This is a genomic window from Micromonospora sp. NPDC000668, assembly GCF_042897975.1.
Lineage (GTDB): Bacteria > Actinomycetota > Actinomycetes > Mycobacteriales > Micromonosporaceae > Micromonospora.
The window spans coordinates 995,837-1,015,536 of the sequence record NZ_JBIAYP010000002.1; the positions used below are offsets into that span (position 1 = coordinate 995,837).

Annotated in this window: 16 protein-coding genes; 9 read left to right on the forward strand and 7 right to left on the reverse strand. The window is 73.0% G+C overall.

Annotated features, from left to right (window positions below):
• Window positions 1-54: 54 nt before the first annotated feature.
• Window positions 55-2,064: a carboxypeptidase regulatory-like domain-containing protein gene (locus ACFY29_RS14165; RefSeq protein ID WP_386985937.1), complete on the forward strand. Its 2,010-nt coding sequence runs from the start codon at window positions 55-57 to the stop codon at window positions 2,062-2,064.
• Between the two features lie 93 nt (window positions 2,065-2,157).
• On the opposite strand, the gene ACFY29_RS14170 is transcribed toward ACFY29_RS14165, so the two are convergent.
• The 4 genes from ACFY29_RS14170 to purS all read right to left on the reverse strand — a co-directional run bounded on the left by ACFY29_RS14170 (window position 2,158) and on the right by purS (window position 6,652).
• Entirely contained in the window at window positions 2,158-2,913 is a 756-nt protein-coding gene (locus ACFY29_RS14170) for a 2-phosphosulfolactate phosphatase (protein WP_386986758.1), read from the reverse strand.
• Between the two features lie 4 nt (window positions 2,914-2,917).
• Complete coding sequence (purL, locus tag ACFY29_RS14175) at window positions 2,918-5,641, reverse strand: phosphoribosylformylglycinamidine synthase subunit PurL (protein WP_386985938.1); 2,724 nt, start codon at window positions 5,639-5,641, stop codon at window positions 2,918-2,920.
• A 67-nt stretch (window positions 5,642-5,708) separates the two neighbouring features.
• Window positions 5,709-6,392: a phosphoribosylformylglycinamidine synthase subunit PurQ gene (purQ, locus tag ACFY29_RS14180; RefSeq protein WP_386985940.1), complete on the reverse strand. Its 684-nt coding sequence runs from the start codon at window positions 6,390-6,392 to the stop codon at window positions 5,709-5,711.
• Window positions 6,389-6,652: a phosphoribosylformylglycinamidine synthase subunit PurS gene (gene purS / locus ACFY29_RS14185; protein ID WP_328422351.1), complete on the reverse strand. Its 264-nt coding sequence runs from the start codon at window positions 6,650-6,652 to the stop codon at window positions 6,389-6,391. The genes purQ and purS overlap by 4 nt, the downstream gene beginning before the upstream one ends.
• Before the next feature lie 354 nt (window positions 6,653-7,006).
• Here purS and ACFY29_RS14190 point away from each other — a divergent pair, with 354 nt between their 5' ends.
• Window positions 7,007-7,690, forward strand: a complete 684-nt coding sequence (locus ACFY29_RS14190; RefSeq protein ID WP_328422349.1) for a trypsin-like serine protease — start codon at window positions 7,007-7,009, stop codon at window positions 7,688-7,690.
• A gap of 24 nt (window positions 7,691-7,714) precedes the next feature.
• Window positions 7,715-8,278, forward strand: a complete 564-nt coding sequence (locus ACFY29_RS14195; protein WP_386986762.1) for a YbjQ family protein — start codon at window positions 7,715-7,717, stop codon at window positions 8,276-8,278.
• Window positions 8,279-8,385: 107 nt separating this feature from the next.
• Here ACFY29_RS14195 and purB read toward each other — a convergent pair whose 3' ends face one another.
• From purB to ACFY29_RS14210, 3 genes are all read right to left on the reverse strand, one after another.
• The gene (gene purB / locus ACFY29_RS14200; RefSeq protein ID WP_355600887.1) at window positions 8,386-9,807 is read right to left on the reverse strand and encodes an adenylosuccinate lyase; all 1,422 of its coding nucleotides are present in this window, start codon (window positions 9,805-9,807) and stop codon (window positions 8,386-8,388) included.
• Window positions 9,808-10,008: 201 nt separating this feature from the next.
• The gene (locus ACFY29_RS14205) at window positions 10,009-11,715 is read right to left on the reverse strand and encodes a sugar ABC transporter permease (protein WP_386985943.1); all 1,707 of its coding nucleotides are present in this window, start codon (window positions 11,713-11,715) and stop codon (window positions 10,009-10,011) included.
• 148 nt (window positions 11,716-11,863) lie between these two features.
• Window positions 11,864-13,156, reverse strand: a complete 1,293-nt coding sequence (locus tag ACFY29_RS14210; RefSeq protein ID WP_386985945.1) for an acetyl-CoA C-acetyltransferase — start codon at window positions 13,154-13,156, stop codon at window positions 11,864-11,866.
• Window positions 13,157-13,211: 55 nt separating this feature from the next.
• Between ACFY29_RS14210 and ACFY29_RS14215 the strand changes: the two genes are divergently transcribed.
• From ACFY29_RS14215 to ACFY29_RS14240, 6 genes are all read left to right on the forward strand, one after another.
• The gene (locus ACFY29_RS14215; protein ID WP_386985947.1) at window positions 13,212-14,630 is read left to right on the forward strand and encodes a 3-oxoacyl-ACP reductase; all 1,419 of its coding nucleotides are present in this window, start codon (window positions 13,212-13,214) and stop codon (window positions 14,628-14,630) included.
• 152 nt (window positions 14,631-14,782) lie between these two features.
• A complete protein-coding gene (locus ACFY29_RS14220; protein WP_386986765.1) occupies window positions 14,783-15,607 on the forward strand; it encodes a MaoC/PaaZ C-terminal domain-containing protein in 825 nt (274 codons plus the stop codon).
• Window positions 15,608-15,699: 92 nt separating this feature from the next.
• Window positions 15,700-16,455, forward strand: a complete 756-nt coding sequence (locus tag ACFY29_RS14225) for an NUDIX domain-containing protein (RefSeq protein WP_386985949.1) — start codon at window positions 15,700-15,702, stop codon at window positions 16,453-16,455.
• On the forward strand, window positions 16,452-17,423 hold the full coding sequence (locus ACFY29_RS14230) for a serine/threonine protein kinase (protein WP_386985951.1): 972 nt from the start codon (window positions 16,452-16,454) through the stop codon (window positions 17,421-17,423). The genes ACFY29_RS14225 and ACFY29_RS14230 overlap by 4 nt, the downstream gene beginning before the upstream one ends.
• A gap of 9 nt (window positions 17,424-17,432) precedes the next feature.
• Window positions 17,433-18,392 carry a hypothetical protein gene (locus ACFY29_RS14235; RefSeq protein ID WP_328422335.1) on the forward strand — a complete coding sequence of 320 codons (960 nt, stop codon included), beginning with the start codon at window positions 17,433-17,435 and terminating at the stop codon, window positions 18,390-18,392.
• Window positions 18,389-19,651 (forward strand): adenylosuccinate synthetase, encoded by a 1,263-nt coding sequence (locus ACFY29_RS14240; protein WP_386985953.1) that lies wholly within the window; start codon window positions 18,389-18,391, stop codon window positions 19,649-19,651. Before ACFY29_RS14235 ends, ACFY29_RS14240 begins: the two co-directional genes overlap by 4 nt.
• Window positions 19,652-19,700 lie beyond the last annotated feature (49 nt).

Sequence of the window (19,700 nt, forward strand, 5' to 3'; positions counted from 1 at the left end):
TCCCCGGCCCGGCGCCCCGCCGGTTGAGGGAAGTCAGTCCGGAAGGCGGTGGACGTGTCAACACACCGACGTGCCTGGAAGCAGCGGGCCGGTGTGGTCGTAGCGCTGGTTGCTGGCGCTCTGCTCGCCGTCCCCACGACACCGGCCCTGGCCGCCAAGATCAGTACGGCGGACAACTCCGTCACGATCGACGCCGGCAAGAGCAGTTCGGTCAACGTCGTCGTTAGACCGGACGTCGGCGAGGAGTCCGCCGACATCGACGTGACCGGTCTGCCTGACGGAGTGACCTGCGGGGGATGCGGCCCGATTGACTTCGGTGGGTTGCTGACGCCAAAGCCGGTGACCTTGACCCTGTCGGCAGCAGGCAACGCACCCGCGGCCAACGGAACTCAGGCGAAGATCACCGTGACGGGAGACTCGAACTCCCGGACGCTCCGGGTCACCGTCAAGGCGGCGGCCGCGCCGCCGCCTCCGCAGACGCAGACCGTGCGGTCGGTCTCCGGCAAGGTGGTCGTGCAGGCCGACGGCAAGGCCGTGCCGAACGCGGTCGTCATGCTGCAGGACAGCACCGGCCGGCGCTACGACACCACCAGCGACGGCAGCGGCAACTTCCGCTTCACCGGCACCACCGAGAAGCCGATCGCGCCGGGCCGGATCGACCTGGGCGCGAGCTTCGACAACGTGTTGGCGACCAAGACGCTCAACGCGAGCGCCAATCAGTCGATCACCGGGCAGCGGATCAGCCTTGCGATCAAGGTGGAGGTGACGCCGAGCCCCACTCCGTCGGCCTCCGCCGAGGCGACCCCCACCGAGGAGGCGACCGAGGAGGGCGCCGAGGATCAGGCCTCCGAGGAGGCCAGCCCGGGCGCGGCGGCGAACGCCGCCAACGAGGACGACGGTGGCGGCTTCGGCTCGTACCTGATCATCCTGCTCGGCGGCCTGCTGGTGGCTGCGGGCGTCGGCACGATCGTGCTGCTCTGGATGAAGCGCAAGGAGAACGGCGACGACGAGGACGCCCCGGCGGGTGCCGGCGCGGTCCCGGCGGCGCGCGGCGGCTTCCGTGGCGCCGACGACCAGACCCGGGTGGTCGGCCGGCCCGGAGGCGGACCAGACCCGACGATGGTCGGTGGCGCGGCGCTGAGCGAGGCGCCGACGATGATGCACCGCCCCGTGGTCGACGACGTTCCGCCGGACCCGTACGGCGCGCCCGCGCAGCCCTACGGCGCGGCTGGCCAGCAGGGCTGGGGCGGCGCCGGCTACGGCGAGGAGCCAGCGCCCGCTGGGTACGGCGGCTACGGCAACGCTCCCGCCTCGGGCGGCGGCTACGGCACGGCGGCGACCCCCGAGGGTGGCTACGGTGCCGGCGCGGCCGGAGACGCCTACGGCGCCGCACCCGGTTCCGGCGCAGGCTACGGTGGCGCACCGGCCTCCGGTGGCGGCTATGGCGGTGCACCGGCCTCCGGTGGCGGCTACGGCGGCGCGCCCTCCTCCGGCGGCGGCTACGGCAGCCGCGACTACACGGCCCCCGCTGGCGCCGCTGGCGGCGCGGCCTATGGCGAGCGCTTCGACGAGCCCACCGGCCGGTACACCGGCGACAGCACCCAGTACCCGGCCCCGGCCGACCCGTACGCCACCGGCGTCTACCAGCCGGAGCAGGGCCAGGGCTACGGCCAGCCTGACCCGACGACCCCGTACAGCGGTCGGACGGCCGAACCGACCGGCGGATACGGCCAGCAGGCCGGCGGGTACGACCAGGGCGGCTACGGGCAGCAGGCCGGTGGCTACGACCAGGGCGGCGGCTACGGCCAGGAGCCCCCGCAGCAACGCGGTGGCTACGACAACCGGGGCGGCTACGACCAGAGCGGCGGATACGGCCAACAGGCCGGTGGCTACGACCAGGGCGGCGGCTACGGCCAGGAGCCCCCGCAGCAACGCGGTGGCTACGACGACCGGGGCGGCTACGACCAGGGCGGCGGATACGGCCAGCAGGCCGGCCGGACCCGGCCGGACACCCCGCCGCCGACCGAGCGGGGCGGCCGACGCCTCGACTGGCTGGACGACTGACCGACCACAGCGCAAGGAAACGGCTACCCGGATCTCCGGGTAGCCGTTTCGCTATTGCTGGATCCACTCGTGGTCAGTGAAATCGACGCGGGGTCAGGCGGCGGAGAACACGCCGTGGCGGAGCACCGGGACGACGTCCGACACGCCGACCCGGACGGCGATCTCCACGTCCTCGGCGAAACCACTCTCGGTCAGCTCGCGCCCGGAGACGCTGCCACGCACCGCGGCGGGCACGTCCGGGGTGCTGGCCAGCGCGGCGAGCGCCATGGCCGCCTCCACCGACAACCCGCCGGGGACGCCGGAGAGCGCATCGAGCACGGACGCCGCCCCGAGCTGATCCTCCACGCACGGGCGCATCGAGCCGTCCGGCCAGCGTTCCCCGGAGGCGATCACACCGATCGGGGCGTCCGCCGTGCCGTACCCCTGGTGGCGCAGCCAGCGCCCGACGGCACGGGCGTTGCGCAGGCACGCCGCGACCACCGGTAGCCCGGTGGCGCTGGCGGCGGCGCTGATCGCCGAGCCGTTCGGGGAGGGCAGCACCAGGTCCGCCACCACCGGCGCGGTGCTCAGCGCAGCGGGTGAGAGCGACCACGGATGGTCCGCTGTCGTCCGCCGACGGCCCACCGCGGCCACCGCGCCGACCCGCAGCGCGTAGTCGGCGGCCTGCTCACCCCAGGGGAACGGGTGCACCCGCATGCCGCGGCCGACCGCCACCTCCACCGAGGTGGTGAACGAGAGCACGTCCACCACCACCAACGCCGCGCAGACCCGACCGAGCTCGGCCGCCCCGGTCAGCCCCCAGTCGAACCGGGCACCGGAGCCGGGTTGGCCGTAGACGGCCGCGGCCAACGCCTCAGCGCTCGTCAGGCGACGGTTCGGCGACACCGGAGTCAGACTCGGACGACCCGTCGGGCCCGGCCGCCTCGGCGGTGGTCGGCTGCTCCGGCTCGGCGGACTCGACCTGCGCCTCGGCGATGGGCTCGGCGGCCCCGGTCTGCGGGGCCGGCCCGGCCGAAGCGATCGGCTCGCTGGCAACCGCCGCCGGGTCCACCGGTGCGACCTCCGCGTCCGATGCGACCGGCAGCGGCACGGCCTCGACCGCGCCCGCCACACCAGCCGCCGGAGCGGGCACCTCGACGGCCGCGCCGCCGAAGAGGCGGGGCAGCGTCTCGGTGTGCGCGGCCCGCAGCTCGTCCAGGCCGATCCGGAACTGGCCGTGCACCTCCAGCGCGCCGCCGGCCGGGTCGGTGACGCCGATCAGCTCGAACGGCACCCCCCGCTCGGCGCAGAGCGCCGCGAACGCCTTGTCGTGACCGCGCGGCACCGACACCAGCGCCCGCGCGGCGGATTCGCTGAACAGGTAGACGAACGGCATCGAGCCGCCGGCGAAGTGCTCCGGCACGGCGATCCGGGCGCCGACGCCGCGACGCAGGCAGGACTCGACCAGGCTCTGGGCGAGGCCACCGTCGGAGAGGTCGTGCGCGGAGGTCAGGTGACCGACCCGGGCCGCCTCGGCCAACAGGTCGGCGAGCGCCTTCTCCCGGGCAAGGTCGACCTGCGGCGGGATGCCGCCGAGGTGCTCGTGCGTCACCCAGGCCCACTCCGAGCCGGACAGCTCCACGTTCGTCTCGCCGAGCAGGTAGAGCTGGTCGTGGTCGCCACCGGCGCGCGGGACGAAGCCCATCGGCACCCGGTCGGCGACGTTGTCCAGCACACCCAGCACGCCGACCACCGGGGTCGGGTGGATGGCCGCCGCGCCGGTCTGGTTGTAGAAGCTGACGTTGCCGCCGGTGACCGGGATGCCCAGCTCCAGGCAGCCGTCCGCAAGGCCGCGCACGGCCTCGGCGAACTGCCACATCACGCCCGGGTCCTCCGGGGAGCCGAAGTTGAGGCAGTTGGTGACGGCGATCGGCTTCGCGCCGGTCACCGCCACGTTCCGGTACGCCTCAGCCAGCGCCAGCTTGGTGCCGTTGTACGGGTCGAGCCGGGTGTACCGGCCGTTGCCGTCCACGGACAGCGCCACGCCGAGCCCGGTCCGCTCGTCGATCCGGATCACGCCGCCGTCCTCCGGCTGAGCGAGCACGGTGTTGCCCAGCACGTAGCGGTCGTACTGCTCGGTGACCCAGGTCTTGTCGGCCAGGTTCGGCGACGCGATCATGCGCAGCACGGTCTCCCGCAGCGCCTCCGGGTCGGCCGGGCGGGGCAGCGTCTCGGCGCGGTCGGCCTGGAGCAGGATCAGGTCGGCCGGCTCGCGCATCGGCCGGGCGTAGACCGGGCCGTCGTCGACCAGCGAGCCCGGCGGTACGTCGACCACCAGGTGGTCCTGCCAGGTGATCAGCAGTCGGCCCGGACGGCCGTCCGGCTGCGGCGCGGTGACCTCGCCGATCGCGGTGGCCAGCACGCCCCACTTCTCGGCGGTCTTGAGCACCGCGTCGAGCTTGTCCGGCTCGACGACCAGCAGCATCCGCTCCTGGGACTCGCTGGCCAGGATCTCGTGCGGGTCCATCGACGGCTCGCGCAGCGGCACGCGCTCCAGCCAGACCCGCATGCCGGTGCCAGCCGCGGCGGCCGTCTCGGTGAGCGCACAGGTCAGACCGGCGCCGCCGAGGTCCTGGATGCCGACCACCAGTTGGCCGTCGTACAGCTCCAGGCACGCCTCGATGAGCAGCTTCTCGGTGAACGGGTCACCGACCTGCACGGCGGGGCGGCGCTGCTCGCTGCCCTCGTCGAAGGTGGCGCTGGCCAGCACCGAAACGCCGCCGATGCCGTCCCGGCCGGTCTTGGCGCCCATCAGGACGACCACGTTGCCAGGGCCGGCGGCGGCCTTGTTCTGCAGCCGGTTGACCGGCAGCACGCCCAGGCAGAGCGCGTTGAGCAGCGGGTTGCCCTGGTAGGAGGGGTCGAAGACCAGCTCACCACCGATGTTGGGCAGGCCGAGGCAGTTGCCGTAGCCGCCGACGCCGGCGACCACGCCGGTCAACACCCGGGCGGTGTCGGGGTGGTCCGCGGCACCGAAGCGCAGCGGGTCCATCACGGCGATCGGGCGGGCGCCCATAGCGAGGATGTCCCGGACGATGCCCCCGACGCCGGTCGCCGCGCCCTGGTACGGCTCGACGAAGCTCGGGTGGTTGTGCGACTCGACCTTGAAGGTCACGGCCAGCTCGTCGGAGACCTGCACCACGCCGGCGTTCTCGCCGATGCCGGCGAGCAGCCGGTCGCTGTGCGGGGCCTTCTCACCGAACTGACGCAGGTGCACCTTGCTCGACTTGTAGGAGCAGTGCTCGCTCCACATGATCGAGTACATCGCCAGCTCGGACTGGGTGGGCCGGCGGCCGAGGATCTGCCGGATCCGGTCGTACTCGTCGTCGCGAAGGCCCAGCTCGGTGTACGGCTGCAGCTCGCCCGGGGTGCCACCGGCGCGCGGCACGGTGTCCACGCCGTCGGTCCAGTCGGCGGTGACCGGCTGGACGGGGGCGGTCGCCGGGGCGGCGGGCTGCGCCGGGCGCGGCTCGGTCGGCTGCGCCGGGGCGGAGTACGCCTCCGGAGTGTCCCGTACCGGGTCCGGATGGGTGGTCATGACCTCTCCTCGCTGCGCTCGTGCCCGCCCGACCGGCGGTTGAGCTGACCGATGATCGTGTCGCCGGTCACGCCGGCGCCCCCACCAGGTGCTTGAGGACCGAGGTGAAGAAGCCGAGGCCGTCCAGCGAGGGGCCGGTGAGCGACTCCACCGCGTGCTCGGGGTGCGGCATGATGCCGACCACGTTGCCGGCAGGGTTGGTGATCGCTGCGATGTCGCGCTGCGACCCGTTCGGGTTGCCGCCGACGTAGCGGGCGACCACTCGGCCCTCGGCTTCGAGCTGGTCCAGCGTCGCCGTGTCGGCGACGTAGCAGCCCTCGCCGTTCTTGACCGGAATGAGCACCTCCTGGCCGGGCTGGAACGCGTTGGTCCACGCGGTGCCGGCCGACTCGACGCGCAGGATCTGGTCCCGGTTGCGGAAGTGCAGGTGCTGGTTGCGGGTGAGCGCGCCGGGCAGCAGGTGCGCCTCGCAGAGGATCTGGAAGCCGTTGCAGATGCCAAGCACCGGCAGGCCACCCTGGGCGGCGTCCACGATCGTCTCCATCACCGGAGCGAACCGGGCGATGGCGCCGCAGCGCAGGTAGTCACCGTAGGAGAAGCCGCCGGGCAGCACGACCGCGTCGACCCCGTACAGCCCCGCGTCACCGTGCCAGAGCCGGACCGGCTCGGCACCGGCGATCCGGACGGCACGGGCCGCGTCCCCGTCGTCGAGCGAGCCGGGGAAGGTGACCACACCGACCCGGGCGGTCACGAGCGGGCGTCCGCGGTCTCGTCGGTCTCGACCAGGCGGACGGTGAAGTCCTCGATGACCGGGTTGGCGAGCAGCTTGTCGGCGATCTCCCGGGCCCGGTCCAGGTCCGGTTCACCGGTGAACTCGATCTCGATCCGCCTGCCGATCCGAACCGAGGCGACGTCGCTGACGCCGAGCCGGGGCAGCGCGTTTGCGACGGCCTGGCCCTGCGGATCGAGGATCTCGGGCTTGAGCATGACGTCGACGACGACGCGAGGCACTGGGCACTCCTGACTGTGTACGCAGTTGGGTGCCGACCCACAACGGGCGAGCGCAGCCAGCCTACCTGGCAGATTCCGCCGCAGACGCACCGGCCGGCCGCAGTTCAGGCAGTGATCAACATAACCGGCGGCCGGAACGGGCCAGTACGCGTGACACGCGGCCTCACCAGGCGATATACGGCACCGCGGGTAGCCAAATCGTTACATTGATCAATCTCGATCAGATCCTTGAAAACGGCCACCGCGCGCCCTAATCTACATCGACATGCTTCGATGTCAGCGGCAGCGGGGATCCCCGCTGTCGTCCTCCCGCGCCCGGCGACCCCGGGCCCGCCCCGTCCAAGGAGTCCCCCGATGCGCATCCGCCCTCTGCTCGCCCTGCTCGGCACCGCGCTGATCGGCGTCCTCGGCGCCTCCTCCGGCGCCGTCGCCGCCCCCGCCGGCCCGCAACCCATCATCGGCGGCGGCACCGTCTCGTCCGCACCCTGGGCCGCCGCGGTGCTCAGCAACGGCTCGTTCACCTGCTCCGGCAGCGTGATCGCCTCCCAGTGGGTGCTCACCGCCCGACACTGCATCAGCGGCACCATGTCCGTCCGGATCGGCAGCGTGAACCGCACCTCCGGCGGGGTCACCCGCACGATCAGCGCCACCTACACCCGTAGCGACCTCGCCCTCATGCGGCTCTCCAGTGCCGTCAGCACCTCGACGGTGACGCTGGCCAACAGCAACCCGCCGATCAACTCGACGAACTCGATCTACGGCTGGGGCATGACCTGCTACAGCGGCTGCTCCGCGTCCACCCAACTGAAGACCGCCACCGTCCGGGTGACCAGCAACAGCGCCACCGACGCGTACGGCGGGCAGGCCATCCGCAGCACCAGGATCAACGGCAACGCCTGGCGCGGCGACTCCGGTGGCCCGCAGTTCTACAACGGCCAGCAGGTCGGCGTCGCGTCCACCGCCAACGGGACGACCATCCAGAACTACGGCAGCGTTGCGTACAACCGGGCCTGGATCACCTCGGTGGCTGGTGTCTGACGGTTAGCGCCCGGCGCGGTGCGGATGGTCGGCGGCGTTCCGGCCGTCCGCGCCGCGTCGTTTTGCAGCATCCGATCAGGTGAACAATGCACACGATCGGGTCGCGCTGCTCCTGACAGCATCGGAAACGTGCTGGTCGTCACGACGGAGCAACTGCCCGGCTACGAGATCCGCCAGATTCTCGGTGAGGTGGTGTCATCGATGGCCAGGACGCGCAACCCGTACCGCGAGGGGGTCAAGAACCTGCGCGGTGGCGCGTACGACCCGATGGCGCCGGACAACCTGACCCGGTGGCGCACCGACTCGGTGGCCCGGCTCGGCGAGGAGGCCCTGCGGCTGGGTGCGAACGCGGTGATCGGCATGCGGTTCGACAGCCGGGACTGCGGCGAGATGTGGATGGAGATCTGCGCCTACGGCACGGCGGTGATCGTCGTACCCGTCATGCCGGACATCATGCCCGCCGACCAGCCCGCGATCGCGGCGGAGACCGCGCAGCAGCCAACAGTCGTGGAGGCACCGGGCGGCATCGCCGAACCAGCCAGCGCCCCCAACCTCCGCAGCGCAGCCGAAACCCCCACCGGCGACTGACCACCCCAACCCACCCCACCCCGACCCGGTGATCATGAAGTTATTGCCCTCCGCCTCGGCGTGTCGGGGCAACAACTTCATGATCAACCAGTGGGGCGGTCGCGGGGTTAGAGGATGGGGGGTGGGGAGTAGGTGGCGGCTTCGGGGTGGGCTGTCACGACGTCGGTGATGCGGCGGGTGACCGCTGCGACCTGGGCTGAGGCGGCGCCGACGAAGGCGGTGCGGTCGGCGACCAGGGTGTCGATGTCGGCGCGGGACAGACCGAGCCGGCCGTCTGCGGCCAGCCGGTCGAAGAGATCGTTCTCCGGGGCGCCCTTCTCGCGCATGGCCAGCGCCACGGCGACCGCGTGCTCCTTGATCACCTCGTGCGCGACCTCCCGGCCGACGCCACGCCGAACCGCCGCCACCAGGATCTTCGTGGTGGCCAGGAAGGGCAGGAACCGCTCCAACTCCCGGTTGATCACCGCCGGGTACGCGCCGAACTCGTCGAGCACGGTGAGGAAGGTCTGGAACAGGCCGTCGGCGGCGAAGAACGCGTCCGGCAGGGCCACCCGGCGAACCACCGAGCAGGAGACGTCCCCCTCGTTCCACTGGTCACCGGCCAGCTCGCCGACCATCGACAGGTAACCCCGGATGATCACCGCGAAGCCGTTCACCCGCTCCGACGAGCGGGTGTTCATCTTGTGCGGCATGGCGCTGGAGCCGACCTGGCCCGGCTTGAAGCCCTCGGTGACCAACTCCTGGCCGACCATCAGCCGGATCGTGGTGGCCAGGCTGCTCGGTGCCGCCGCGACCTGGGAGAGCGCGGCGAGCACGGCCATGTCGATCGAGCGCGGGTAAACCTGCCCGACGCTGTCCAGCACCCGGGTGAAACCCAGGTGCTCGGCCACCCGGCGCTCCAGCTCGGCCACCTTGTCGGCGTCGCCGTCGAAGAGGTCGAGCTGGTCGGCGGCGGTGCCGACCGGCCCCTTGATCCCGCGCAGCGGGTACCAGTTGATCAGGTCTTCCAGCCGCTCGTACGCGATCAGCAGCTCCTCCGCCGCCGACGCGAAGCGCTTGCCGAGCGTGGTGGCCTGCGCGGCCACGTTGTGCGAACGGCCGGTCATCACCAGCTCGGAGTGCTCGTGGGCGAGCCAGGCCAGGCGGGCCAGGGTGGCCACCACCCGGTCCCGAATCAACTCCAGCGACGCGCGCACCTGGAGCTGCTCGACGTTCTCGGTGAGATCCCGGGAGGTCATCCCCTTGTGTACGTGCTCGTGCCCGGCGAGCGCGCTGAACTCCTCGATCCGGGCCTTCACGTCGTGCCGGGTGACCCGCTCCCGCTCCGCGATCGAGGCGAGGTCGACCTGGTCGAGCACCCGCTCGTACGCCTCGACCACGCCGTCTGGCACGGGCACGCCGAGGTCGCGCTGTGCGCGGAGCACGGCGAGCCAGAGCCGCCGCTCCATCCGGACCTTCTCCTCGGGTGACCAGAGGGCAACCAACTCGGGCGAGGCGTACCGGTTGGCGAGCACGTTCGGGATCGTCACGTACCTCAGTCTTTCATGCCCGCGGACGCGGTCCCGTTGTGGACGTCCGGCTGCTCACCAGCGGCGACAGCCCGGGGGGGGGGTCGCCGGCCGGCGGCGCGCACACCACCAGCCGGCGACCTCCCGCCGACGTCCTACCGCCCGGCCAGGGCGACCGCCTGATCGAACGCGACGGCCTGCTGCTGTGCGGCGGTCACGCGGTCAGTCGCTCCGCTCCTCCGTCGACCCCGCCCGGACGACGAGCCGGTCCAGGTAGCCCACCTGCAACGCCACGAACGCGACGAGGAACAGCGCCAGCATCGGCAGCGGCAGCACCTGGGCCACCATCCCCTGCGCCGCGTCCTCGGCGCCGAAGGACTGGGCGATCCGCATGACGAGCAGGTTGGTCGCCGGCGCATTTTCGGGGTCCTGGACCACCAGTTGCGGCCAGAGCCAGCTCTGCGCGCCGACCAGCCAGTCGAGCAGCCCGACGCCCGCCAGCAGGGGGAGGGCGGGCAGCAGCATGGTCGCGCCGAACCGGCCGCCGGCCGCCCAGCGTTCCCGCTGGCCCCGGAAGAAGAGGGTGAACGCCACCAGCGCGGGGATGCAGAGCCAGCCCGGCGGGATCGACCCGACGAAGGTGTTGAGCTGGTCGGCCTCACGGGCCCGCAGGAAGTTGGCGATGGCCAGCGGGCCGTCGCCGACGAAGAGCCACGGCGCGAACGGCAGCAGGAGCAGTTCGCTGGCGCGGCCAAGCGGGCGCAGGCCACCGATGGCGAAGCCGGCCAGGGCGGCGAGGCCCACCCCGACCACCGTGGAGATCAGTGGCGGAAGCCAGGTGTTGGCCTGAATTTCGCTGGCGGAGAGGCTGGCGGGCAACTCTCCGGCGTCCGAGGTGAGCGCCCGCAGCCATGGCGTCAGCACATAGCCGAGCACCCCGAGGAACGCGAGCAGTCCCACCGCCAGCAGCCCGAGCGCAACCGGACTGCGGGTGCCGACCGCGCGGACGGCCGGGTCGTCGGCCGGGCGGTCGCGCCACCCGGTGAAGGCGATCCTCGTCCGGGTGGCCAGGAGCAGGACGACGGCGAGGATGCCGAGCACCGCCAGCAGCGCCAGCAGCAGCACGCTGCCGGCGGCGCCGACGCCGAACTGGAAGTGGACCAGGCTCTCGCGGACGATCCGCACCACCGGGCCGATCTGGTCGCCCTGCCCCAAGAGAACGGGCGACTGGAGGGACCAGGACTGCACGGCCACCGCGACGACGGTCAGCCCGAGGACGCCGCCGACGGCCAGGGCAGCCGGGCCGGAACGGCCGCCGCCGGGGCTGCGGCGCAGCGCGGCGAGGAAGACGGTGGCACCGACCGCGACCACCAGCCCGGCCGTCAGCAGCGCCACGGTGCGTACGGCGGTCAGCGTGGGCGCCTGCGCCCAGGCGTCCCCCTCGGCCTCGAACCGGTCCATCGTCCACACCGCCCCCACAGCGAGCGGGGCGTAGGCGGCCAGCGGCAAGGTCAGCAGCGCCCGGGTCACCAGCCGGGGCACCCGGCCGGCCCGCGCCGCGGCGAGCGCGAGCAGCGGGGCGGCGAGTAGTGCGAGCAGCAGCGGCACGAGGGCGAGGAGCAGCGCGTAGCCCAGGTCGCCGAGGAACCCGCGCTCGAACACCTGCGCGTAGTTGTCGCCGCCGGCGGCCTCGGCCGGGCCGCCCAGCGCGTCGCCGCGGCTGAAGCTCTCCGACAGCGTGCGGACCGACGGCAGCACGTACGACCAGAGCAGAGCGGCAGCCGCCGGCACGATCAGCAGCAGGCCGGCGACGACCTGGGCGCTCCGGCCGATCCCGACGCCCCCGGACGACCCGGGACCGCGCGGGCTCGTCGGCGGCGGCGCGAGAGGAGCCTTGGGGTCGGACATGGGCATGGGGGTGGCAGACACCGGAGCCATCCTTCGGTCGACTGTAGACAGAGGAACGACTCAGGCTAGGACAACGGCCCTCGCCAGCATCCGGGGCACCGGAACGCGGTCACCGGAAATGGTCCCGCGTCCGCCCTGCGCAGTACGACAGCTGCGAACGCCCCGGCCGTCAGCGTTCCAGGATCGCCGTCACGCCCTGGCCACCGGCCGCGCAGATCGAGATCAGCCCTCGCCCGCTGCCCTTCTCGGCCAGCAGCTTCGCCAGGGTCGCCACGATCCGGCCGCCGGTGGCGGCGAACGGGTGACCGGCCGCCAACGACGAGCCGTTGACGTTCAGCTTCTCCCGGTCGATCGCACCGAGCGGCGCGTCCAGGCCCAACCGCTCCTTGCAGAACTCCGGCGACTCCCAGGCCGCCAGGGTGGCCAGCACCTGCGAGGCGAACGCCTCGTGGATCTCGTAGTAGTCGAAATCCTGCAACGTCAGCCCGGCCCGGGACAGCATCCTCGGCACCGCGTACGTGGGGGCCATCAACAGCCCCTCGTCGCCGTGCACGAAGTCCACCGCCGCCGTCTCCGACCAGCTGAACCAGGCCAGCACCGGCAGGCTGTGCGCACTCGCCCACTCCTCGCTGGCCAGCAGCACGGTCGACGCGCCGTCGGTCAGCGGCGAGGAGTTGCCGGCGGTCATGGTGGCCTGCTCGGCGTCCGGGCCCCGGGTGCCGAAGACCGGCTTGAGCGAGCCGAGCTTCTCCAGGCTGGTGTCGGGGCGCAGGTTCTGGTCGCGGGTCAGCCCCAGGTACGGCGTCATCAGGTCGTCGAAGAAGCCCCGGTCGTACGCGGCTGCCAGCCGCTGGTGCGAGCGCAGCGCCAGTTCGTCCTGGGACCGCCGGTCGATCTGCCAGTGCAGCGCGGTGCGGGCGGCGTGGTCCCCCATCGACAGGCCGGTACGCGGCTCGGCGTTGCGCGGGATCTCCGGCTTGAACGGCTGGAGCGGGCGCAGCTTCGCGGTGATCTTGAGCCGCTCGCCCAGCGTCCGGGCGGAGTTGAGCTTGAGCAGCGTGCGCCGCATCTCCTCGTTGACCGCGAGCGGCGCGTCGGAGGTGCTGTCGACGCCGCCGGCGATGCCCACGTCGAGTTGCCCGAGGGCGATCTTGTTGGCGACGAGGATCGCCGCCTCCAGGCCCGTGCCGCAGGCCTGCTGGATGTCGTACGCAGGGGTGGGCGGGTCGAGCCGGGAGCCGAGCACGACCTCGCGGGCGAGGTTGAAGTCACGGGAGTGCTTGAGGACCGCCCCGGCCACCACCTCGCCGACCCGCTGGCCGGCCAGCCCGTACCGGGCGATCAGACCGTCCAGCGCCGCGCCGAGCAGGTCCGAGTTGGACGCGTCCGCATAGCGGGAGTTGGAACGGGCGAAGGGGACGCGGTTGCCGCCGATGACCGCGACCCGTCGGATGCTCTGCACGATCCGCCTCCTTGAGATGTGTTGCTCGAACCCTACTCGCCAGTAGGCTACGCGCATGACCGACAGGTACGCGAGCTTCGTCCAATCGGCCGCCGGCCGCGCGCTGGTCAAGCGCCTCGGGCTGCCCGACCCGCCGCGACTGCGCCGACACCACCCCGGCGACCCACTGCTGCCCGGGCCGGCCCTGCTCGGCGCGGCCACCGGCGGCCGGCTCGCCGAGCCGATCACCAAGATCCTGACCGCCGCCGGGGTCGAGCTGGCCGACCCGGCCGCCGCCCCCGCCAGTGACTCCTCGCAGCGGTACGGCGCACTGCTCTTCGACGCCACCGGGATCACCGACTCGACCGGCCTGCGCCAGCTCTACGACTTCTTCCACCCGCAGGCGCGGGCCGTGCTGCCCAGCGGTCGGGTGATCGTGCTGGGGACCCCGCCGGAGGAGTGCCCGACGCCGCGCGAGGCGACCGCCCAGCGTGCCCTGGAGGGGCTGGTCCGCAGCATCGGCAAGGAGTTCGGTCGCGGCAGCACCGCACAACTCGTCTACGTGACCCGCACCGGCACCGCCTCGACGGCCCGCCCGGACCACTCAAGCCTTCCGGACGGCCCGGACCTCTCAGCCGGAACGCTCACGAGCCTCGAATCGACCCTCCGATTCCTTCTTTCCGGGCGTTCCGCGTACGTCTCGGGGCAGGTCATTCGGGTCGGTGCCGGCGACGCGAGCGCACCGGCCGACTGGGACCGCCCGCTGGACGGGCAGATCGTGCTGGTCACCGGCGCCGCCCGGGGCATCGGTGCCGCGCTGGCCCGGGTGCTGGCCCGCGACGGCGCCCAGGTGGTGGCGCTGGACATCCCGGCAGCCGGGGACGCGCTGGCAGCGGTGGCGAACGACATCGGCGGGACCGCCGTCCAGCTCGACCTGACCGCACCGGACGCGCCGACCCGGCTCGCCGACCACCTGGCCAGCCGGCACGGCCGGGTCGACGTGGTGGTGCACAACGCCGGTATCACCCGGGACAAGACGCTCGGCCGGATGGACGCCGACCGGTGGGACCAGGTCATCGACGTCAACCTCTCCAGTCAGGAGCGGATCAACGACGTGCTGCTGGAGCGGGAGCTGATTCCGGCCGGCGGGCGGATCGTCGCGGTCTCCTCGATCGCCGGGGTCGCCGGCAACCGGGGGCAGACCAACTACGCCACCAGCAAGGCCGGCGTGATCGGGCTGGTCGGCTCGCTCGCCCCGGCCCTGCGCGACCAGGGGATCAGCGTCAACGCGGTGGCCCCCGGCTTCATCGAGACCCGACTGACCGCACGTGTCCCGCTGGTGGTCCGCGAGGCGGGCCGGCGGATGAACAGCCTGGCCCAGGGCGGGCTGCCGGTGGACGTGGCCGAGACGATCGGCTGGCTGGCCTGGCCCGCCAGCGGCGCGGTCAGCGGCAACGTGGTCCGGGTCTGCGGCCAGAGCCTGCTGGGGGCGTGATGGGCGGCGCGCGGCGGGAGCCGGCGGACGGGCCGGACGACGTCTCCCTGCACGAGCTGATCGACGGCCCGACGGAGAGGCTGTCGGCGGAGACCCGGGCCGCGGCACGCTTGCCGGACGCGGGCGGCCGTACCCCGGTCGAGCTGCCCCGGATGCCGGCGGCCGGGGCGCTCTACCGGCGGGCGTTGCTCGGTGCGCTGCCGGGCCTCGGCGGAGGGCGGCGCGGGCCCGGCCTGCCGGCGGTCGAGTTGGCCGCGCGCGGGGTGACCGTCGACCGGGCGCACCTGGCCGACTACGACCGGGTCTGCGGGTTCCGGCTCACCGACCGGCTGCCCGCTACGTTTCCGCACGTCATGGGCTTCCCGCTGACCCTGCGACTGATGACCGCGCCGGAGTTCCCCATCCCGCTGACCGGCGTGGTGCACGTCGGTAACCGGATCACCGTGCGTCGCCCGATCACCGCCGACGAGACCCTCGACTTCACGACGTACGCGGAGAACCTGCGCCCGCACGACCGGGGGCGGCAGGTGGACGTGGTGCTGGTCGGCTCGGTCGACGGGGAGGAGGTCTGGCGCGGCGTCTCGACGTACCTCGGTCGGGAGCGCAAGCCCGGCGGCGGTGAGCGGCGCGACGGGAGCGGACGCCCCGAGGCGCCGGCCGCCACAGCCCGCTGGCGGGTGGAACCCCGCGTCGGCACGCAGTATGCGCGGGTGTCCGGGGACCACAATCCGATCCACACGTCCCGACTCGGGGCGCGGCTGTTCGGCTTCCGGCGGCCGATCGCGCACGGCATGTGGAGCAAGGCGCGCTGCCTGGCCGCGCTGGAGAGCCGGCTGCCGGACGCCTACACCGTCGAGGTCGCCTTCAAGCTGCCCGTACCGCTGCCGAGCACGGTGAGCTTCGCCCTCCTGCCGGACGGTGGGTTCGCCCTGCACGACTCGCGCGGCCGGCCGCACCTGGCGGGTCTCTTGCACTGAGGCACCCCTGCCGACCCGGATTCGGGATTGGCAGGGTTGCTCTCATGCGCTAAGTTCTTCTCAGATCGAGATGTTCTCAGATTGAGAGAGACATGGTTGACGAGCAGGACTTCCTGGCCGCGTACGACCCCGGGGCCTACCCGTCGGTCGCCGTGACCGTTGACGTGGTGGCGCTGACCATTCGCGACGACGCACTGCACCTGCTGCTGATCCGGCGCGGCCAGCCACCCTTCGAGGGGCACTGGGCGCTGCCCGGCGGCTTCGTCCGCCCCGACGAGGACCTGACCGCTGGCGCCCGACGGGAGCTGGCCGAGGAGACCGGGCTCGGCGGCGAGGGGTTGCGCCGCGTACACCTGGAGCAGTTGGGCAGCTACGGCGCCCCCGACCGCGATCCGCGGATGCGCGTCGTCTCGGTCGCCCACCTCGCGTTCGCCCCCGACCTGCCGGACCCGGCCGCCGGCACCGACGCCGACGAGGCGATCTGGCTGCCGGTGACCGCGCTGACCAGTCGGCAGCTCGCCTTCGACCACGGCCGGATCATCGACGACGCGCTGGAGCGAGCCCGGTCCAAGCTGGAATACACCCCGCTCGCCACCCGCTTCCTCGCCGCCGAGTTCACGATCAGCGAGCTGCGCGCCGTCTACGAGACGGTCTGGGGTCACCCGCTGCACGCCGGCAACTTCCACCGCAAGGTGCTCTCCGTGCCGGGCTTCGTGGAGAGCACAGGCGCCAGCACCGAGCGCGGCGGCGCCCGGGGCGGCCCCCGCGCCCGGCTCTACCGCGCTGGCGACGCCCGGCTGCTGCACCCGGCGCTGCTACGCCCCGCCCGCGAGGAGACGGTGCGATGAGGACCGCGGCGGCCATCCGCCTGGTCACGGCGGCCCGCACCGACGCCGACCTGTTCGGCGCGGACCAGCCGGCCCGGCGTTACCGGGAACTGGTCGCGGCTCTGCACCCCGACCGTCTGCCGACCGACCCGGCGGTACGCGCCGAGGCCACCGAGGCGTTCATCCACGTCACCACGCGGTGGCAGGCCCGGCAGGTCACCGTCCTCGGTGACTATCGCCTCGGCCCGCCGGCCCACTCGGGCGACCTGGCCGATCTCTACGACGTCGGCGACGACCGGCTGCTCAAGCTCCCCCGACGGCCCACCGACAACGACCTGGTGGCCCGCGAGGCGCACGCCCTGCGCACCATCGCGGAGCGCGGCGACCCGCGCTACCTGCCGTACGTGCCCCGGCTGGTCGACGACTTCCGGCACCGGGACGTGGCGACCGGCGCCGAACGGCGGATCAACGTGCTCGCCACCGCGCCCGGCCTGCACGACCTCGACGAGGTGCGGCGCGCGTACCCCGACGGGTTGGACGCCCGGGACGTGGCCTGGATGTGGCGGCGGCTGCTGGTGGTGCTCGGCCTGGCCCACCGGGCGGGCGTGGTGCACGGTGCGGTCCTGCCGCGACACGTGCTGATCGAGCCGGATGCCCACGGCGTGGTGCTGATCGACTGGTGCTTCTCCGCCCCCGTCGGGAGCACGATCCCGGCGCTGGTGCCCGGCCAGGAGGACTGGTACCCGCCCGAGGTCCTCAAGAAGCTGTCCAGCGGGCCGGGCACCGACATTGCGATGGCCAGCCGCTGCATGACCTCGCTGATGAACCGCCAGGCGCCGCGCGAGCTGCTCAACTTCGCCCATGGCTGCCGGCAACGGTCCCTGGACGCCCGGCCCGACGACGCGTGGCGCCTGCTGCGCGAACTCGACCAGGTGCTGGACCGGCTCTACGGGCCGCGCACCTTCCGACCCTTCACCCTCACCCCGTAAGGAGCTGTCATGGGCAGTGGAATCTGGTCCACCGACGTGTACGACGCCGCCGACCGCTACCGGCGCTCCACCGGCCGCAGCGCGTTCTCCTACAGCGACAGTGGGGCGCGCACCGTGCACCCCACGCTCGACCCCCGGGACGCGACGCGCGAGAGCCGCGACTCCGACGAGCACCCCCGGTCGACGCCCATCGCGGTGCTGTTCGACGTGACCGGCTCGATGCGCAAGGTGCCGCGCGTCCTGCAGACCAAGCTGCCGCAGCTGCTCGGGCTGCTGCAACGGCAGGGCTACGCCAGCGACCCGCAGATCATGTTCGGTGCGATCGGCGACGCCACCTGCGACCGGGTGCCGTTGCAGGTCGGCCAGTTCGAGTCGGACAACCGGATGGACGACGACCTCGGGCGGATCGTCCTGGAGGGCGGTGGCGGCGGGCAGATGAGCGAGTCGTACGAGCTGGCCATGTACTTCATGGCCCGGCACACCGTCACCGACAGCTGGGAGAAGCGCGGCCGGCGCGGCTACCTGTTCATCATCGGCGACGAGCTGGCGTACCCGCAGGCGAAGGCCCGGGAAGTGGCCGGCCTGATCGGCGACGACCTGACCGAGGACGTACCGCTGCGGCAGGTCGTCGACGAGGTGACCCGCCGCTGGGACACCTACTACCTGCTCCCCGCCGGCAGCCACTACGCCGGCAACGCCAAGGTGCTCGACTTCTGGCGGGACCTGCTCGGGCAGAACGCCGTCGTGCTCGACGACCTCGACGCGGTCTGCGAGACCATCGCGCTCACCATCGGCCTCGGTGAGCAGGCCATCGACCTGGACGAGGGCCTGCGCCACCTGGACCGCACCGGCTCTGGCACCACCGGCACCGTGTCGAAGGCGCTGGCCCGCCTCGGCCGGGGTCGGCGGGCCGAGGTGTCGACGCTGCCGGCCTTCCGCGACACCGGCGGTGAGGTGACCAGGCTGTGAGGCACGTGGCGGTGGTCGACCTCGGCTACGGCGACGCCGGCAAGGGCACAGTGGTGGACTGGCTCTGCGCCACCCGCCAAGTGCACACGGTGGTCCGCTTCAACGGGGGCGCGCAGGCGGCGCACAACGTCGTGCTGCGCGATGGGCGGCACCACACGTTCGCGCAGTTCGGCGCCGGCACGTTCCATCCCGGGGTCCGTACGCACCTGTCGCGGCACGTGGTGGTGGACCCGCTGGCGCTGGCCGCCGAGGCCGACCATCTCGCCACGGTCGGGGTGCCCGACGCGCTCGACCGGCTGACCGTCGACGGAGAGGCGCTGCTCGCCACCCCGTACCACCGGGCCGCCAACCGGGCCCGGGAGATCGCCCGGGGAGCCGACCGGCACGGCTCCTGCGGGCTGGGGGTGGGCGAGGCCGTCGCGTACGGTCTCGCCCACCCCGACGACGCACCCCGGGTCGTCGACTGCCACAGCCCGGCGCTGCTGCGCCGCAGGCTGACCGCCCTGCGGGACCGGCTGACCGCCGAACTCGGCCCGCTGGACGCGCCACCGGTCGAGGACTGCCTGCCCGCGTTCACCGGGTTCGCCGGGCGGGTCGCGATCGTCGAGCGGAGCTGGCTCGCCGGGGCGCTGCGCGCCGGGACCTGCGTCTTCGAGGGCGCGCAGGGCGTGCTGCTCGACGAGTGGCACGGCTTTCACCCGTACACCACCTGGAGCACCACCACGTTCGCGAACGCCGACAGACTGCTCGCCGAGGCGGGTCTGCCCGACGGCGTGACCCGGATCGGGGTGCTGCGGCTGGTCACCACCCGGCACGGGGCCGGTCCGCTGGTGACCGAGGACCCGGACCTGCCACTGGCCGACCCGCACAACCCGACGAACCCTTGGCAGGGCCGGTTCCGGTTCGGCCACTTCGACGCGGTCGCCCACCGGTACGCCCTCGCCGTGGCCGGCGGGGTCGACGGCCTGGCGCTGACCCACCTCGACCTCGCCGGCCCCGGGCTGCGGATCTGCCGCCGCTACGACACCACCGACCGGCTCACCCCGGGCCCGCCCGGCGACCTGGACCGGCAGGCCGCGCTCACCGCCCGCCTGCTGCGCTCCCGCCCGCTGTACGACGACCCGCCGCCCGACTGGGCGGAGGCGGTGTGCGCGGAGCTGAACACGCCGGTGGTGCTGACCTCGCACGGCCCCACCGCCAGCGACAAGACCCCGCACGGCCCGCTGCTCGCCCCGCCGGCCCTGGTCCGCTCGGCCTGACGCCCGCGGCCGTAGCGGGTGATCCAGCGACTCGGCCACCGGGCAGGTC

Excerpts from the sequence above, each read along its gene's own strand:
- purL (WP_386985938.1), bottom strand. The coding sequence starts at position 5,641 with ATGACCACCCATCCGGACCCGGTACGGGACACTCCGGAGGCGTACTCC.
- ACFY29_RS14190 (WP_328422349.1), top strand. The coding sequence starts at position 7,007 with ATGCGCATCCGCCCTCTGCTCGCCCTGCTCGGCACCGCGCTGATCGGC.
- ACFY29_RS14195 (WP_386986762.1), top strand. The coding sequence starts at position 7,715 with ATGGTCGGCGGCGTTCCGGCCGTCCGCGCCGCGTCGTTTTGCAGCATC.
- ACFY29_RS14215 (WP_386985947.1), top strand. The coding sequence starts at position 13,212 with ATGACCGACAGGTACGCGAGCTTCGTCCAATCGGCCGCCGGCCGCGCG.
- ACFY29_RS14220 (WP_386986765.1), top strand. The coding sequence starts at position 14,783 with ATGCCGGCGGCCGGGGCGCTCTACCGGCGGGCGTTGCTCGGTGCGCTG.
- ACFY29_RS14225 (WP_386985949.1), top strand. The coding sequence starts at position 15,700 with ATGGTTGACGAGCAGGACTTCCTGGCCGCGTACGACCCCGGGGCCTAC.
- ACFY29_RS14230 (WP_386985951.1), top strand. The coding sequence starts at position 16,452 with ATGAGGACCGCGGCGGCCATCCGCCTGGTCACGGCGGCCCGCACCGAC.
- ACFY29_RS14235 (WP_328422335.1), top strand. The coding sequence starts at position 17,433 with ATGGGCAGTGGAATCTGGTCCACCGACGTGTACGACGCCGCCGACCGC.